This is a genomic window from Rahnella sp. ATs2, assembly GCF_051851855.1.
GTDB lineage: Bacteria > Pseudomonadota > Gammaproteobacteria > Enterobacterales > Enterobacteriaceae > Rahnella > Rahnella variigena.
On record NZ_JBLYPL010000003.1, the window covers coordinates 205,574 to 223,092 of the forward strand.

Genomic DNA, 17,519 nt, shown 5'->3' on the forward strand with positions numbered 1-17,519 from the left:
TATTTTTATCATATATGGGATAATTCATGCGCCCAGCTCTTGATTTTAATACCCTGAAAGTTTTCATTGCGGTGGTTGAAAGAGACAGTTTTGTTGGGGCATCTAAAGTCCTTGAAATGCCGACATCAAACGTGAGTCGTTGTATTTCTCAGTTAGAAGACAGACTGAATCTTCAGCTCATTGAGCGCAGCACCCGACATATGAAACTCACCCAGGCGGGGCACCTGCTCTATACCCGGACGAAGCCATTACTGGAGGCGCTTGAACAAACTGAAACAGAATTAACGTTGCGGCAGATGCAGATCAAGGGGCCACTACGTATCTGTATTCCCAATGAAATAGGTCCTGCACTGCTGGGTTCTGTGATTGCCGATTTCGCCTGCCAGCACCCGGATCTGGAAATTAGCTGTGTCACAAATTTGTCTGGTCTTGAATCCCTGCGAGACGATCTGGATTTAGCCATTATTGTGAGCCGTGGCCAACTGGATGACAGTGATTACATAGCCCGTCATCTGGTAACTATTCCTTGCACCATCGTTGCAGCCCCCTCCGTTATTCAGCGTTATGGCACCCCTTCTCGTATACAGCAATTTGAAACATTACCCTGTATTACCACGGTAAATGCACTTAAAGGTGCTCCCTGGCAGTTTGTGAATAAAAAGGGGGTATTCGAGACGATTAAGGTTAAAGGCCATTACCGGGTAAACAGCGGAGAGATGGCAGGACGCGCAGCGGTAGCGGGTGTAGGTTTTGCTATTCTATCAAAACAGGCCTGCCAACCCTACATCGACGATGGACGGCTGATCGAGATTAAGTTTGAACAACCGCCAGCCCCACTTCAATTGTTCGCACTTTATTCAGACAGGCGTTATTTGCCCGCTAAAACACGAGCGCTTATTGAATACATACATCAGAATTTGAGCAATACATCCTTAGCGACCTGAGGATACATTAAACAGCCACAGAGAGTCCCGGAGTTACAATGGTCTCTAAATGCGGAATGTCTGCTGTTCGCTCACAGCAGACCTTCAGCCACATACTTGTATGCTGTGTGCCAAAAGCGCAAGTTGGTAAGCCTTGGTTCAATTGAGCATTAGTGAGTGCTAATGGATACTTGTCGTGGATGTGGAACGTTGGATCGTTACCAATAGACAAACCTCCACGCCAGGAATTATTTTATAAGTAAGAAATATTAATCCAAAAAACCTGGTCAATAAATGCGCCGTAAAAATGTGAACGATTATCAAGCTTTTATCGCAGTTGCCCGTGAAAAAAGTTTCACAAAAGCGGCCGCTCAGTTAGGTGTCTCGCAGTCGGCGCTGAGCTACACCGTAAGGACTCTTGAAGCAGATCTTGGCCTTCGTCTTCTTACCCGTACCACGCGTAGCGTTTCTGTGACAGAAGCTGGCGAGCGGCTACTTTTCCGTATAGGACCACATTTTGACGAAATTGAAAGTGAGATCGCCGCACTCAGCGGGTTGAGAGAAAAACCAGCCGGTACTGTGCGTATTACTGCCGTTGAACATGCAGCCGATACAATTCTCTGGCCTAAACTCGCCCCGGTGATGCTTGAGTATCCCGATATCAACATTGAAATTATCAGCGAGTACGGACTCAAAGATATTGTCGCTGAGCGTTATGATGCTGGCGTTCGGTTGGGCGAACAGGTCGACAAGGATATGGTTTCCCTGCCACTTGCCAGGGACTTCCGTTTTGCAGTGGTCGGAGCGCCCTCTTATTTCATGGGGAAGTCCTATCCGGGAACGCCTCGTGATTTAAACGATCATAGCTGTATCAGATTACGCCTGCCCACTCATGGCGGATTCTATACCTGGGAGTTTCGCAAGGATGAGACGGAAATTAAGGTCCGTATTGATGGACGAGCGACTTTCAGCACGATAAATATGATGAGGCAGGCCGCCCTTGATGGACTGGGACTTGCTTATCTGCCGCTAGATATCGTGGAGAATTATCTTGAGAACGGGATGTTAGTCCAGGTGCTGACAGACTGGTGTCCACCGCGTCCCCCCTATCATCTTTACTACCCCAGCCGTCTACAACATTCTCCGGCATTTGCACTTGTGCTCAAAGCACTCCGTGCCCCATAACCTTTGAGCGCTGTTTGTCCTGTTTCATGTCGAACTCAGTGACTTATAACCCTATTAATAAAACCTCCTTCTAAGCCCATGCGAAATTAAGCATCTAATTTCTCAATACTAAAGAGATTAAGATGGCCGCTGAAACAATCCATGTTCTTTCAGCGGCCAGGGCCGCCATCATGTATATGAAGGAGTCTTGCAATGAGTAAAAAAACAGGTGGGTTAAGTCGCCGTAATTTTATCCTGACGAGTTCAGTGGCCTCAGCAGGATTACTGATGGCGGGTCATGCCTCAGCCATGCTCTCACCTACGCCTAATACATCTGGCACCACTACACACGTAGATGGCATCACAGTCACCAGCGTTCTGTTCCGGAACAATGAGATAATGATGTCCGGAAATATCTACGTCCCCCCGGATTTCAGCGAAAACCGTCAATACGCTGCTATTGTCGTTGTCCACCCTGGTGGTGGCGTTAAGGAACAGACAGCTGGACTTTATGCCCTCAAACTGGCTAAAGAAGGATTTGTCACCCTGGCGTTTGATGCCTCCCATCAGGGGGCTAGTGGCGGATTACCGCGTTTTGTTGATGACCCCATGAAGCGAGTCGTCGATTTCTATAGTGCAGTCGATTACCTGACGATTCTGCCTTATGTCGATAATAATCGAATCGGCGCATTAGGCGTTTGTGCAGGCAGTGGTATCACGGTTAAAGCGTCGATGACGGAACGACGAATCAAAGCGCTGGCAACGGTCAGTGCCGTAGATGTTGGAGCTGCGACCCGTAAAGGCTGGGAAGGAACAACATCAGAATCTGAACTCATTCCAACTCTGGATGCGGTTGCTAAACAGCGCACAGTCGAAGCAGCAGGCGGCGCACCGGTTTATGTCAACTATGTGCCCAAATTGGGTGACACCAGTGCCCCCAAAGATCTTCAGGAGGCTGCGGACTACTATCTGACCGAACGCGGAAAATATCCGACTTCTACCAATCAAATGCTGATGACAAGTATCAGTACGCTGGCGTCTTTCACCGGATTTGAAGGGGCGGATGTCTATTTAACACAACCACTTCTGATTGTAGCCGGTAGTAAAGCAGGATCGCTCTGGCACAGCCAGGAATTACACAACACTGCGGCCTCTGTTCAAAAAACGCTGCATATTATTCCGGGTGCCACCCATATGGACCTCTATGATGGTCAGGGTGCAACGGTTGCAGCGAGTAAGCTGGCTCCTTTCTTCAAGAAAAATCTCGCATAGGTATGACTATCCATGAAACAAACTCCACTACTAGAAAAATTTCCACTTGGTAAAAGTGTGACGCTGCGCAACCGTATTGTGATGGCTCCGATGACGACCTGGGCGGGTAATGATGACGGCACGGTATCTGATGAGGAAGAAGCATATTATCGTCGACGCGTTCAGGATATCGGGCTGGTCATTACTGGCTGTACACATGTTCAGGAAAACGGCATTGGGTTTACGGGAGAGTTTGCTGCGTATGACGACAAATTTATTCCCGGTTTAAAGCGCCTTGCTATAGCTGCAAAAAGCGGTGGAGCACCGGCAATTTTACAAATATTCCATGCAGGTGTAAAAACCAGCCCTGAACTGGTTTCGGATATTGTGGCTGCAAGTGCTATTCCCGGTGACGCCAGTCCTTTCGCACCGTCCGTTACCCCTCGTGAACTGACATGCACTGAAGTCGAAACTGTTATTCAGGATTCGGGGAAGCAACTCGCCGTGCAATAGAAGCAGGATTTGATGGTGTTGAGCTACATGGTGCTCATGGTTTTTTACTTCAGAACTTTTTCTCACCTCATTCCAACCGTAGAGAAGATCAATGGGGCGGCTCTCTTAAAAACCGTATGCGTTTCCCGCTCAGCGTCATTGAGAGTGTGCGTAAAACGATTGCTGAGCATGCAACCCATCCCTTCCTGATGGGATACCGCATTTCCCCTGATGAGCATTACGAAGATGGGTTGCGCATTGATGAGTCGCTTCAGCTGGTTGACCGCCTGGTCGATGAGGGTATTGATTATCTTCATGTATCACTCGGTAATGCACTTGAAGCCAGACCAGTTGATGCACCGAATGGCCCCAAAGTCATCGAAATCGTGCGTGAGCACCTTGCTGGACGTATACCTCTGATTGTTGCCGGGCAGTTGCGAACACCAGAGCAAGCCGAGGATGCTGTAAAAGCAGGCGTATCATTGACGGCAGTAGGTCAGGGTATGGTTATGAACCCAGACTGGGTTCAATTCGTGGATGGCAAAGCTGAAGGAAAAATTGCTCTCAATATTGCTGCATCAGACGTAGAGAAACTTGCTATACCCCAAAAACTGTGGCGTGTAATTGAGGAAACGACTGGCTGGTTTAACATCCGTTAAATACGGCCTAACCGTGATGAACGCGGCGCGTTTTATCAAAATATGCTCGCCAGGTCACCGGCAGGTCGCGGGGGTACGCCAGATGAAATCGGCACACTGGCCGGATTCCTGTTCGGCCCGAACGGAACCTACATCTTTCTGCATAACCTGTTTTAACGCACATTCACATTTTTGGTCAGCAGATAAACTCAGGTTTTGCCTGACCAAAATGTGAGATTACATGGAATTAATCAGAAAACCTCTGGCGTTTGCGCTCGCCCTGCTCCTTTTACCGGCGGCTGTTTCAGCCACTACCACCTTGCGATATACCGATCACGAACCGCTGGGCGGAATGCGTACACGTTTTATCCACGACGTGTTCTTTCCTGCTGTCGAAAAAGAATCTCAGGGGCGCCTTAAGATTGAAGCGCACTGGGGCGGCGAACTTTCGACCAGCTACGACGCATTACGCACCGTGCGCGAGGGAAAGACAGCAGATATCGGCATTGTCGTGCCGGAATATGCCTCGAAAGAACTGCCGCTGCATCAGATCTTCAAAAGCTTTCCGGTCGGGCCTTCCGGCGATAAGCAAATTGCTTTCTTCCGTCGCGTTTTTACTGAAATCCCCGCTTTCCCTGCTGAACTGAAAAAAGCAGGCGTAGTGAATGTGCTGATTGCCACGGGTTATCCGCTGGCATTTTTCAGCACACATCCGCTCAAAAACCTTGAGGATATTAAAGGGACAACCTGGCGTTCAGCCAGTTTCTGGCATCAGGGTTTTCTGCGTAATGCCGGTGCCACGCCGGTGACCATGCCGTGGGGGCCGCAGACTGTGGAAGCCTTTAAAACCTGTACGCTGGACGGCATTATGGTCAATGTCGACAGCGGTTATGATCTTAAAATTCAGAAGATGGCACCTGATGTTTTAGTCTCGAAAGAGCTGTGGCTGGGCCATGTTTATCTGCTGGTGATGAATCAGAAAGTCTGGAACGAACTGGCGCAGCAGGATAAAGACGCCATCACCCGCGCTGCCGGCATCGCCTACAAAACTGCCGGTTCAGTGATGGACAGCAATTATGAACCACAGCTCGATGCCCTGCGAAAAGACGGCGCAAATGTCCGCGAGCTGCAACACAGCGAAGTGACCCACTGGAAACAGGTTACCCGCTATCAGGACGCTCAGGCTCAGTGGGTAAAACAGCAAGAAGCGCAAGGCAACACACTGGCCGCGCCAGTGATGGAAAAAGTCAGCGTGATGATGACTGAGTCGATGAACTCCCGCTGACCGGCGCTTAGCAGCAGGTGCTCAGGTCCGGTCGCGTACGCCACGCGGTCAGGTTTATCGTGTAAACTGAAAGCCAGCACCTGCAATGTCTGTAATCTGAGGAGTCATCAGAATGAATAAAGAACTCAACGAATTCGAACGTTTTGTTATTGAAAATAAAGGGACGGAGCGCCCTTATACCGGTGAATATAATGAGCACTTTTCACCGGGCCGTTATGTCTGCAAAAGATGTTCTGCGCCGCTGTATTCGTCAGAACATAAGTTTGAGTCTCACTGTGGCTGGCCCGCTTTTGATGACGAAATCCCTGGCGCGGTCGAGCGCGTACCTGATGCCGATGGCCGCAGAACCGAAATTGTCTGTGCCAACTGCAAGGCGCATCTGGGGCATGTCTTTGAGGGAGAATATTTAACCGAGAAGAATCTGCGTCACTGCGTGAACTCCGTTTCAATGGTTTTTGAAAGCGCAGACCAGCAAGGTAATTATCACAAGGCGGAATAAGCAGGAATCAATGTGAAAAAGGGCCGCTCAGGAGCAGCCCTTATAAAGAAAACGGCAACAATATCATCATAGCGTGATGTTTTATCCTGAGGGACTCAGTAAACCTCATGCCATGGTTGACGTGTTTACTGACCGCCAGTCGCAAAGAATGTGCCGCTGTAAGGTATCGGCAGATAATCATGGAAAATCTGCTTCAACGTGTGTTCCGGTTCGATATCCGCAAACAGTTCCGGATATAGTGTCTTCGCCATAAACTCCGTCGCAGCAACGTGCCATGGACTTAAGTAGAAATTCTGCCAAATTATCCCCGTTCGGCCATTATGCAGGGCTTTCAGTTCACGTAATCCATTCTGTCTGGCCGTTAATTCACGCAGGCTTTGCTGCGCCATGTCGGGGGTGATCGCAGGACCAAGTTTCAAATCATTCTGATCTTCAGCAGCACCCGCGCCGGTAGCGATGTAGACTTCGGGTTGCGCCATGATCACCGTTTCCTCATTTAATCGTCCAAAGACGCCCTGAACCGTTTTGCTGGCGATGTTATCTCCCCCGGCAAAGGACAGCAGTTCACCAAGACTTCCCTTTACCGCCGTCACGCAACATTCATTCCGGCGTCCAAGATGTAGCTGAAGAAGCACGGTCGGTTTTTTTCCGTGGTAGGAAGCCAGGCGCTCATGAATGACCTGCATATGCGCATCGTAGAAGCGATTGAAAGCCTGCGCTCTTGCGCTCTGATTAAGCACTTCGCCCAGGATAGCCACACTGCGCGTGGTATTTTTAAGCAGACGCACACGGAGATCTATTTTAACAACCGGAATATGCGCTGCGTCGAGCATGGCTTTTAGCCGTAAATCTGCATCGTCATAGCGCGCCAGACTCGGCAAAATGACCAGATCCGGTTTGAGCGCCAGCACCTTTTCAGGATTCATGTCATTCGTCCCGCCCAGCCCCAGCGACGGAATAGCCAGCATATCAGGGAATTTCTGCACAAATATCTGCCAGATCTGACTGTCATATTTCTTCAAATCAAGGGGCCAGCCGACGATGCGTCTGACCGGATCGCCGGGTTCCAGCATCGCCAGCGTATAGAGCATGCGGCTTTCACCCAGCACAATACGCTGCGGATTATCCGGAATTTCAACATGCTTGCCGTCGATATCGATAATGGTCCGCGCCTGCGCTTTCAGACTTATCAGCGCCAGTAACAGCATAAGCAGCAGGCTAACCAGCACATGCAGCATACGTTTCTTGCCGCGAACAGAAGCCATATTCAGATTAGAATTCAACACTTGCCTGCACCATTAAATTACGGGTTTCACCTTCCCGCACGCGAAGATTACCGCCGCTGGAGGTGTAATAATGTTTATTAAACAGATTATTCAGGTTCAGTTTCAGCTGGGTTTTCTCACCGAACAGGCGGTTATTCCAGGCCACGAAACTGTCAGCGACGACATAATCAGGCAGCGTGAAACTGTTTTCCGGATCCCCCGCCCGCGTGCCGACATAACGTGCTCCCCCGCCGATGCGGAAATCCCCCGGCAGGCCGTTAATAGTCAGATTATGACTCAGATAAAGTGCCCCTGAATGGCGTGGCGCGTTTTGCAGGCGGTTGCCATTATTGGCGGAATTCACGCCATCATCGACAATTTCCGCCTTGTCATAGCTGTAATTCGCGCTGACATCCCAGTCAGGCAGAATTTCACCGTTAAGCTCAAATTCAGCACCGCTTGAGCGCGCTTTATCAATGGCGCGGGTGTTTCCGTTGATGCTGAGCGACATATCTCGCTCATCAATACGATACAGCGCCACACTGGCAAACAGGCGCGGTGTCATCTGCCATTTGCTGCCCACTTCCCAGGTCGTGCCCTGCTCCGGCTTGCCGACGTTGCCGTCATCATCAACATCCGTGGACGGGGTAAAGGACTTGCTGACGCTGCTGTACAGGGAGACATCAGGCGTGACTTTATAAATCAGCCCTGCCTGTGGCAGGAACTTATTGCCTTCGGAATCCAGGGTCTGAACAACCGGATCAAATCCCTTTGAAGCACGCTGTTCATAATGCTGATAACGGCCGCCGACGACGGCAATCCAGTTGGGAGTCAGCGAAATACTGTCTTTTGCATACACTGAACGGCTGTGGATACGGTTCAGATTATTTCCGTTCGCGGTATTTTCTGTTGTGCTGTCGACGACCGGTGAGAGGATGTCGTATTGCGGATCATTATAGTTAAAGCTGCTGTTCGCCTTGCCCTGATATTGATGAGCACGATAGGTCTGGTTCATCTCATAATCCGTACCCAGCACAATATTGTGATTCATGCCCAGAATGTCCTGAGAGCCCAGCAAATCCCAGGAAACATATTTGGTCTTGTGATTAAAGCCGCGGTTAGCATCCGCCCTGCGCGTCACCGCACCGGTTGTGGTGTTCACTGCGGTTACCCTGACTTCGTCATTGTCGTAGCGGCGCTGGTTCCAGCCAAGCGTGAGACGGGTACTCCAGTCGTCGCTGAACTGCCAGTCATAATGAGCGTTCAGGGTTTTATTATGCCCCCAGGCTCGGTTTGACTTGTCGTCCAGCCGGTCTTTATAGCCGATATCGATCGGTTTGCCGTTAATAAAAGCGGTACCGCGATCGTAAGGAATGTCGTAGCGATAATCAGAATAGCTGATCAGGAAACTGGCCTTTTCGCCATACCATTGAAGGGACGGAGAGAGTAACGTGTGCTTGTCGCTGCCAAAATTACGCCAGTAATCCTGATCTTGTTTTTCAGCGATCATGCGAAATGCAAACCCGTTACCCAGCGGGCCGGTAATATCCACTGTCCCTGCGCCGCCGCCCTCACTGGCATAACGCCCGCTGACTTTGGTATGCCAGTCGTATTGCGGCTTTTTGCTCACAAGATTAATCACGCCACCCGGGTTTTGGATCCCATACAGTAAAGAAGCAGAGCCTTTCAGCACTTCAACGCGTTCCGTGGTGGCATCAAAATTGAGGCCCTGGCTGCTGCGTACCCCGTCACGATAAACAGAACCATCAGAGTTGGAACCGAAGCCACGGCGGACAAAGCCATCCTCCGTGCCCGCCAGCGTATTGCCCTCGCTCACACCCGCAACAAAACGCATCGCGTCAGAAAGGCTCTCAGCCTGATAGTCATCCAGCTGTTGCCGGGTCACCACGCTGACCGACTGCGCTTCGTCAAGACGAGGTGTCGGCGTTTTGCTGGCAACAGAACTTGAGCCTGCGCTGTACCCCTGATTATTTTGCTCCTGACCGCTAATAGTCAGGGTATCGCCATCGTCTGCTGAATAACCGGTATTTGGGGTTATCATCGCGACGCCATAAAGAGCGGCAATTAGTGCAGGATGGTGTTTTCTTTTAAAATTAAATAACGCTTTATTATTCATTTAATTCGACCTGGTATGAAAATGACGCCTTTTTCCGTAAAAAAAATGCCAGATAGCGTTAAAACAACATCCACATAAAGAAATGGGTTATATCTTCTGGCTGTTCACTGTCTTTATTTTTATTCTGATGGGACAACAAATTGCCCCAGCAATGCAATTGATTATCATTCAACCATGCACTGATGTAGTAGTAAATTGTCTTTTTCAGTATTCTGCTACATGAATACGCATCAGGCCGTGCCTTTACTGGCAAAGCAGAGACAACATTAAGATATTGATTTAATTAAAAATAATAACAAACCCCTTCCCCGGAATCAAAAATCCAAGACTTTAGTGCTCCGGATTAAAAATATCCTTCCCCCTAAAAACACTACATTGCTAAGATGGTGAAAGAGTCCGTTAACCCGATGTCATTTTTAAGTGATTAAAAATTAAGAGGATAAGTAAAACTCCATGGCAGATGTGCGAATTAAAAAAAGGATCGATGTTTTCGGAGAACGATATCGCGCACGGGCTCATACGCTCCCGCCAGGATTGCAAACCGTTGCGTCTTACATCCAGAACAATCGCGAAGCAGCGCTGGACGCGACGGCCATGGAGATTGCTGCCGCCACAGAAGTTTCCGATGCGACGGTAATACGTGCTGTCCAGGCATTAGGTTTTGCTGGCTTGCGGGATATGAAAAAAACGCTGGAGGCCTGGTTTGGGACATCGGTCAATTCTGAAGAAAAGATGATCACCACCGTCAGCGAACTCTCGTGTGATATGACGTCAGGAATGGACTTTGTACTTGATGGCCATAAGCGCGCTTGTGATGCCCTGGCAGAACCCGCAAACCGACAGGCTATTTCTGAAGCCATTGCCTTAATGGCCGGTGCCCGTCAGGTGGCGCTGTTTGGTATCAATGCGTCCGGCATTCTGGCCGAGTACAGTGCGAGACTGTTCACCCGCATTGGCATTCCCGCTATCTGCCTTAACCGTTCGGGAATTGCGCTGGCGGAACAACTGATCGGCTTGCAGCGTGGAGATGTGCTGATCATGATGGCGCAGAAGAGTGCGCACCGTGAGGGAAAAACAACGGTACATGAGGCGAAACGTCTGGGTATTCCGATAATATTACTGACAAATGCCGCGGAATCCTTTTTCACCAGGGAAGCCACCGTCGTTATCAATGTGCCGCGGGGGGGTGAGAATGGCAGAATGCCACTTCATGGCACTGTCCTGGTGTGTCTTGAGATGCTGATTTTGTCCGTCGCTTCCGCATCTGCATCGCGAACCATGAAAACGATGAAGCGGATCCAGGATCTGAACAAAGCCTTAAATGCTCCCCGTTCTAAATGAAGATCATGTAACGGATCTGCGTAATTACACAGCGGGTTAAATTTTTTATTCCTGAGATCCTCTCCCCTCAATGCTCAGGGATATTACTTACGCGCGCGACATGTCGTAAATAACGTCCTGATTATTTAGCGAAATAATTATTTTTTGGTGTAATCGTCATTCTCTTACTAACATTAAGGCAGCTAATGTAATCGTGTGATTATTCACTGACATTAGCCAGGATAAGCAGTGATTATGAGGGGGTAAGCTCCCTTCTTACTATCAAAAATATGGCGATATATGGAGATGTCCAAATGACTGATCATCAAAGGCCTGCCACTGAAGTTTATAACGAAACGTTGATTGAGCCTGCGAACGGAGTGCCGCTTAAACGTATTTCGTGGAGTGCTATTTTTGCCGGCGTCATTATTTCAATGGTGGTTTATTTGTTACTGGCAATATTAGGGACGGCGATCGGAGCCAGTACCATTGATCCCCTGAAAGAGCAAAACCCGCTCGATGGATTAGGGAAAGGAGCGGCCATCTGGACAGGCATCAGCATGTTGATTTCCATTGCGGCCGGGGCCTATGCCAGCGGACGACTGGCTCAGCGTGAGGGAGCTTTGCATGGCGTATTGATGTTTGGGGTAAACACCTTAATCTGCACCTGGTTCCTGATTGTGGTCGTCAATAATGCGGTCAGCGGTGCAGCCAGTGTTGTGGGATCCGGGTTACAAACGTTAGGCAGTGGAATATCTGCCGCTGCGCCACCGGTAGGTCAAATGGTAAAAGACAAGCTGGGAGAAAATAATATTAATCTCGACAGTCTGCAGAATGAACTTGAAACCACTCTGCGCCAGACCGGGAAACCGGAGTTGCAACCAGAGAACCTGCAAAATAAAGCCCAGGGTGAAGTAAACAATGCCCAAAATCAGGCGGCTGACACCAGTAATCATCCGCAAACCGCCGATACGGATCTCACTAATTTTATTAAAGGTTTAATTAGTCGTAATGCAGATACATTCCAGGCAGCTGACCGTGACGCGTTGAAAAATATCATTAAAGCCCGTACCGGAAAAAGCGATCAGGAAGTCGATCAGATTGTCAGCCAGGCTGAAAAAACCTATCAGCAGGCCCGTGCAAAATATGAAGAACTGAAACAGCAGGCAGAGCAGAAAGCCCGCGAAGCCGCTGAAAAAGCAGCTGCTGCAACGGCGAAAGCCAGCTGGTTTACCTTTGTGATGTTAGTGATCGAAGCCATTCTGGCGGGCTTTATGGGTATGCTGGGGCGCCGTACTCAACCCCGTGCTGTTTATACCCATCAGCGCCCGTTGTAATGACAGCCCTGTAAATGTCCTGATGTAAAACACGGGAGGAGATAGCAATATCTCCTCCTTTTTTATTCAGTCCCGGAAGCTGCTTCACCTGCCCTTTTTCCTCCCATGCTCCTTCTCGTTTTGTTTTCGCTGACCCGCTCGCCTCACTCAACAAAGAGATGCCCTTCCCGAAAAATGATACTTTGATCACACTCCATAAATGTTAACGTTAACATTCGTGATTAACATCATAATTTGCGCTTTATGAATCTTTGAAAACTCATATGTTAACGTTAACAATATGACTCCTTGTGACGATTCAAACCCGGACATGCCATGAAAAACAGTCAACGAAGTCATTACGCATTGCTGAGTGGTTTACTTTTTTCCTTTTTCTACACCTGGTCTTCCGCCTTTTCGCTTATCTCATTGTGGCTGAGCCAGAAGGTCGGGCTGAAAGGCACTGAAACAGGCTTGTTTTTTTCCGCCGTCGCGCTGACCGCACTTTGTGCACAGCCACTGTACGGTTTCATTCAGGACAAACTGGGGTTGCGTAAAAACCTGCTCTGGTTTCTGGGTTTTCTGTTACTCATCAGCGGGCCTTTCTTTATTTTCGTTTTTGCGCCGCTGCTGAAGATCAGTATTTTGTCAGGCGCTGTGGCGGGCGGTTTGTATGTCGGTGCGACTTTTTTTGCCGGGATCGGTGCGCTGGAGTCTTACACCGAGCGCGTCAGTCGTATTCTTGGATTTGAGTTCGGTAAAGCCAGAATGTGGGGTTCACTGGGCTGGGCCGTCGCAACCTTCTTTGCCGGGATGCTGTTTAATATCAATCCCGACCTCAACTTCTGGATGGCTTCCTGTTCGGCTGCCATTTTTCTGCTGCTGCTATGGCAACTTCGGGAAGTGAAAACGGATGCCCTGAGCCAGCTCGAATACGGCAAATCCAGCACCCTGACGCTCAGCGATGCCATGACCCTGTTCCGCCTCCCGCGATTCTGGGCACTGATTGTTTTTGTTACCGGCGTCAGCGTTTACAACGTCTACGACCAGCAATTTCCGGTGTATTTCGCGTCACTGTTTTCTGATGTCCGCCACGGCAACGAGATGTACGGTTTCCTTAACTCTTTCCAGGTGTTTCTGGAAGCGGGCGGCATGTTCCTGGCACCTTTTGTTGTCAACAAAATCGGGGCGAAAAACGGACTGTTACTCAGCGGGACGATCATGGCACTGCGCGTGTTTGGATCAGGCCTGGCAGCGGATGCGGTCACCATTTCCTGCATGAAATTGCTGCACGCTGTTGAGCTGCCCATCCTGCTGATTGCGATGTTTAAATACATTACCACCCGCTTTGACCCGCGCCTTTCCGCAACGCTATATCTGGTGGGATTCCAGTTCATTACGCAAGTCTGCGCCAGTGTGTTGTCGCCACTGGCCGGTCACGGCTATGACCTGCTGGGCTTTGCTGACACTTACATGATCATGGGGACGCTGGTTCTGGTGCTCACTCTCGTTTCCGTTTTCCTGCTGACCGGCGAAAAAAGCCAGGCTCCACCTTCCCCGGCATCCAAAAACATGCTTCTGAATAAAAGTGAGATGGTATGAATACAAAACTTGAACGCGCGCAACTGGCGCTTAATCAGGCAACAAACCAGCGCGGTAACGCCTTTTATCCCAACTTTCACCTCGCCCCTCCGGCCGGCTGGATGAATGACCCGAATGGCCTGATTTATCATCAGGGGGTATATCACGCGTTTTATCAGCACCACCCGTTCAGTGAAAACTGGGGGCCAATGCACTGGGGGCACGCCACCAGCAAGGATATGGTGAGATGGCAGCATCAGCCGGTGGCACTGGCGCCGGGGGAAGAATTCGACCGCGACGGTTGCTTCTCGGGCAGTGCCGTCGATGACAATGGCACGCTGAGCCTGATATACACCGGCCACGTCTGGCTCAATGGTGAAGGCAATGACAGCGCCATCCGCGAAGTACAATGTCTGGCAACCAGTCAGGACGGTATTCATTTTACCAAACAGGGTGTGGTGCTGACGCCGCCGGAAAATATCATGCACTTTCGCGATCCGAAAGTGTGGCAGGAAGACGGTCACTGGTGGATGGTCGTCGGTGCCCGTGACGCCAGCGATTGTGGACAAGTACTGCTTTATAAAGGCACCAGCTTGCGCGACTGGACGTTTGATCGCGTTCTCGCCAAAGCCGACGCCGGTGACGGTTATATGTGGGAATGCCCGGATTTTTTCCCGCTGGGCGATGAAAATATTCTGATGTGCTCGCCGCAAGGGATCTGCACGCAGGGCCATGATTATCAGAATTTATTCCAGAGCGGTTATCTGCGCGGGCACTGGCAGCCGGGTCACCACTTTGAGATTACGCAAGGCTTTATGGAACTCGACCACGGGCACGACTTCTATGCGCCGCAGTCATTCACTGCGGCTGACGGACGCCGGATCATTATCGCCTGGATGGATATGTGGGAATCGGTGATGCCGTCCAAAGAAGAAGGCTGGGCGGGCTGCCTAACCCTGCCCCGCGAGCTGACGTTACGTGACGGAAAAGTCCGCATGATGCCGGCAGAGGAAGTCTGCACACTTCGCCGGGAACATCGCCCGCTGACGCCCTGCGTGCTGAAAAGCAGCGTGCAGCAACTTTCTGAAAATGCTCAGGCGACTGAAATTATCCTGCAATGGGATCTCAGTCATTCGGACGCAGAACGCTTTGGCATCACGCTCGGCGACGGTCTTTGCCTGTTCGTGGACAAACAGACACAAAGACTCTTTCTGAACCGGGATTATTCCGCATACAGAATTCAGGACAGCCGCAGTGTCGCGCTGCCGGAAAGCAATCATCTGGAATTGCGTGTCTTTATCGACCGCTCATCGGTGGAAGTTTTTGTTAATCAGGGGGAGAAAACGTTCAGCAGCAGAATTTATCCGCAGCCGGACAAGCGCGCCCTTTCTCTCTTTGCAGAAAAAGGACAGGCCATGTTAAGTCAGGGAGATAGCTGGACACTGCGCACCGAATAACGTCACAAAGAAGCACGCTCAAGCAGCGGGGAGGAAATCTGGATCACTCCGCTGTTCGGGCGCTGTTCGATCAGATGCAATACCGCTTCACGGCCTATCTCGCGGTGCGGCAACTGCACCGTGGTCAGCGGCGGCTGGAACAGATCACCGATACCGACCATGTTGTCATAACCCAGAACCGCCACCTGCTGCGGGATGGCGATGCCTTTCGCCAGCAATACCTGATAGGCCAGAAACGCAATACGATCGTTGCCGCACACCAGCACATCAAAATCCGGCTTATCGTGCGGGGTAAATTCATTAAGTAAAGCCACCACATCGCGATAATGCTCGTCACCCGACGCCATATGAAACTGGCGCAGTTGTTGTGCAGGCAATCCGGCTTCCTGCCATGCCGCTTCCGCGCCCGCCCTTCTGCAAATCCCGGCAGGTATTGAATCGGGTAAATAAAAGCATAGCGGACGCTGGTAACCTTTCTTGATCAGGGCTTTCATCGCCTGATACTGCCCTTCAAAGTCATCAGGAATGTAACCCGGCAGCGTGTGTTCGCGGCTCAGGCAGTTTGCCAGCACCAGGTTTTTATCCAGCAGACGTTCCGGGATTTCTACTTCACGCAGCCCCATGGTCGTAAAGATAATGCCGTCCGGGCGCTGAGAAAGCAGCTGACTGACCGCCCGCTTACTGTCTTCCTGCGACGTGATATTGACCAGAAAACTGCTCCAGCCAAATTCACGCGCGGTCAGTTCTATCGAGAGAAGGAGTTCAACGGAAAATGGCGTGGTGGCGGTATCAAGCGCCAGCACACCCAGAGTCGAGACTTTGGTACTGCGGCCACGCATCTTGCGTGCGGAAAAATCAGGCACATAATTCAGGGCGCTGATCGCCGTCTGAACACGCGCCAGTGTCTCGGGCTTTAGCCGTTGCGGTTCGTTAATGGCGCGGGACACTGTCATCAGCGACACCGCGGCCAGTTGTGCTACTTCTTTCAGCGAAGCCATAACTCTCCGGTCCGGCAAAATTGACTCCCCTGATCCTACACAAAAAAAGGGTCTGGGAGTAAATCTATTCAGATCAGATCTGAGAGGAAAACGCCTTTAAGGTCGCGCTGTCGGGCAAAGCGGTCATTGCGCCTCTCGCGGTGGTGGCAAGCGCCCCGCACGCCAGCGCCTGATGAATGGTTTGCTGCCATGCGCTGTCTGAGGTCAGTGGCCAGTGTTGCGCCAGTCCGGCCAGCAGCCCGGCGACAAAGGCATCTCCTGCACCGGTAGTATCCACCGCCCGCACTTCGGGTGCCGGGTAATGCTTCAGGCTGGCATTTTTCTTCCGGTAGACCGACACACCTTGTTTCCCCTGCGTGACCAGCAACATTTCGGGGTTATAACGATCACACAGGCGCAGCATTCCCTCGGACAACAGCCCTTCTCCGGTCAGAAATTCCAGCTCGTCCTCCGATATTTTAATCACATCCGCCAGCGACAAGGCGCGGTCAAGATTGTCACGCAGCTGTTCCTCATCAGGCCACAAGTCATGCCGGATATTGGGATCAAAACAGACATATCCGCCCGCCGCTTTCATCTTCGCCATTGCCAGAAAAGCCGAAGCCCGGGAAGGTTCTGCGGATAAGGCAATCGAACACAAGTGTAAAAACTGTCCTGCGCTAAACGCCGGAATGTCGGTGGCCTGGAGGAATAAATCCGCGCCCGGACGCACCATAAATGTGAAGGAACGCTCGCCGTCAGCGTCGTTTTCCACCACCACCGTGGAAGTGCGGTGATGCGGATCAGGCGTCATGCACTCTGTATTGACGCCCTCATCATCCAGGGTCTTCATCAGAAACGTCCCGAACGGGTCATCACCCACGCGTCCGATAAAAGCGCTATCGCCGCCGAGACGACAGATGCCGACGGCAACGTTTGCCGGTGCTCCGCCCGGACATTTTAATAAGCGGCCATCCTGCTCAGGGATCAAATCCACCACGGCATCGCCAAGTACCCAAACCCGGTTATTCATCTTCATTCCCTTTTCATAATCCTGATAAATCGTCTGTCGATAAAATAGAAGAACCGGTTTAGCTAATCAAGAGCAAATGAATTTTCAGGACGACATTGGGAATTGCCAGCAAGATCACAAATCCGGCACAAGGCTGCCGAACTTCGTTGCGTAAATACATAGCGGGTGTTTATTGTGCTCA

13 protein-coding genes and 2 pseudogenes are annotated in these 17,519 nt (G+C 50.7%); 11 read left to right on the forward strand and 4 right to left on the reverse strand.

Going from position 1 to position 17,519, the window contains the following annotated elements; translation table 11 throughout:
• Window positions 1–26 precede the first annotated feature (26 nt).
• The 7 genes and pseudogenes from ACJY2G_RS04085 to ACJY2G_RS04115 all read left to right on the forward strand — a co-directional run bounded on the left by ACJY2G_RS04085 (window position 27) and on the right by ACJY2G_RS04115 (window position 6,252).
• Entirely contained in the window at window positions 27–944 is a 918-nt protein-coding gene (locus ACJY2G_RS04085) for a LysR family transcriptional regulator (RefSeq protein WP_132966172.1), read from the forward strand.
• Between the two features lie 273 nt (window positions 945–1,217).
• A complete protein-coding gene (locus ACJY2G_RS04090) occupies window positions 1,218–2,108 on the forward strand; it encodes a LysR substrate-binding domain-containing protein (protein ID WP_439291333.1) in 891 nt (296 codons plus the stop codon).
• A 192-nt stretch (window positions 2,109–2,300) separates the two neighbouring features.
• Window positions 2,301–3,359: an alpha/beta hydrolase gene (locus tag ACJY2G_RS04095; protein ID WP_439291335.1), complete on the forward strand. Its 1,059-nt coding sequence runs from the start codon at window positions 2,301–2,303 to the stop codon at window positions 3,357–3,359.
• A 12-nt stretch (window positions 3,360–3,371) separates the two neighbouring features.
• Window positions 3,372–4,489 (forward strand): annotated as a pseudogene (locus ACJY2G_RS04100) (NADH-dependent flavin oxidoreductase).
• A 9-nt stretch (window positions 4,490–4,498) separates the two neighbouring features.
• Window positions 4,499–4,624, forward strand: a pseudogene (locus tag ACJY2G_RS04105) (SDR family oxidoreductase); the annotation flags it as partial.
• A gap of 85 nt (window positions 4,625–4,709) precedes the next feature.
• Entirely contained in the window at window positions 4,710–5,753 is a 1,044-nt protein-coding gene (gene dctP / locus ACJY2G_RS04110; protein WP_439291337.1) for a TRAP transporter substrate-binding protein DctP, read from the forward strand.
• Window positions 5,754–5,865: 112 nt separating this feature from the next.
• On the forward strand, window positions 5,866–6,252 hold the full coding sequence (locus ACJY2G_RS04115) for a methionine-R-sulfoxide reductase (protein ID WP_112289111.1): 387 nt from the start codon (window positions 5,866–5,868) through the stop codon (window positions 6,250–6,252).
• A 125-nt stretch (window positions 6,253–6,377) separates the two neighbouring features.
• On the opposite strand, the gene ACJY2G_RS04120 is transcribed toward ACJY2G_RS04115, so the two are convergent.
• Window positions 6,378–7,490 (reverse strand): ABC transporter substrate-binding protein, encoded by a 1,113-nt coding sequence (locus ACJY2G_RS04120; RefSeq protein ID WP_439291405.1) that lies wholly within the window; start codon window positions 7,488–7,490, stop codon window positions 6,378–6,380.
• A gap of 34 nt (window positions 7,491–7,524) precedes the next feature.
• Window positions 7,525–9,654: a TonB-dependent siderophore receptor gene (locus tag ACJY2G_RS04125; RefSeq protein WP_159281645.1), complete on the reverse strand. Its 2,130-nt coding sequence runs from the start codon at window positions 9,652–9,654 to the stop codon at window positions 7,525–7,527.
• 453 nt (window positions 9,655–10,107) lie between these two features.
• Between ACJY2G_RS04125 and ACJY2G_RS04130 the strand changes: the two genes are divergently transcribed.
• The 4 genes from ACJY2G_RS04130 to ACJY2G_RS04145 all read left to right on the forward strand — a co-directional run bounded on the left by ACJY2G_RS04130 (window position 10,108) and on the right by ACJY2G_RS04145 (window position 15,328).
• Complete coding sequence (locus ACJY2G_RS04130) at window positions 10,108–10,995, forward strand: MurR/RpiR family transcriptional regulator (protein ID WP_439291339.1); 888 nt, start codon at window positions 10,108–10,110, stop codon at window positions 10,993–10,995.
• Window positions 10,996–11,288: 293 nt separating this feature from the next.
• Window positions 11,289–12,311 (forward strand): hypothetical protein, encoded by a 1,023-nt coding sequence (locus tag ACJY2G_RS04135; RefSeq protein WP_439291340.1) that lies wholly within the window; start codon window positions 11,289–11,291, stop codon window positions 12,309–12,311.
• A gap of 315 nt (window positions 12,312–12,626) precedes the next feature.
• The gene (locus ACJY2G_RS04140) at window positions 12,627–13,892 is read left to right on the forward strand and encodes an MFS transporter (protein WP_431012100.1); all 1,266 of its coding nucleotides are present in this window, start codon (window positions 12,627–12,629) and stop codon (window positions 13,890–13,892) included.
• Complete coding sequence (locus ACJY2G_RS04145) at window positions 13,889–15,328, forward strand: glycoside hydrolase family 32 protein (protein ID WP_439291342.1); 1,440 nt, start codon at window positions 13,889–13,891, stop codon at window positions 15,326–15,328. Before ACJY2G_RS04140 ends, ACJY2G_RS04145 begins: the two co-directional genes overlap by 4 nt.
• A gap of 2 nt (window positions 15,329–15,330) precedes the next feature.
• Here ACJY2G_RS04145 and ACJY2G_RS04150 read toward each other — a convergent pair whose 3' ends face one another.
• Both ACJY2G_RS04150 and ACJY2G_RS04155 read right to left on the reverse strand, forming a co-directional pair.
• Window positions 15,331–16,326 carry a LacI family DNA-binding transcriptional regulator gene (locus ACJY2G_RS04150; protein ID WP_113877713.1) on the reverse strand — a complete coding sequence of 332 codons (996 nt, stop codon included), beginning with the start codon at window positions 16,324–16,326 and terminating at the stop codon, window positions 15,331–15,333.
• Window positions 16,327–16,399: 73 nt separating this feature from the next.
• Window positions 16,400–17,338 carry an aminoimidazole riboside kinase gene (locus ACJY2G_RS04155; protein ID WP_439291344.1) on the reverse strand — a complete coding sequence of 313 codons (939 nt, stop codon included), beginning with the start codon at window positions 17,336–17,338 and terminating at the stop codon, window positions 16,400–16,402.
• Window positions 17,339–17,519 lie beyond the last annotated feature (181 nt).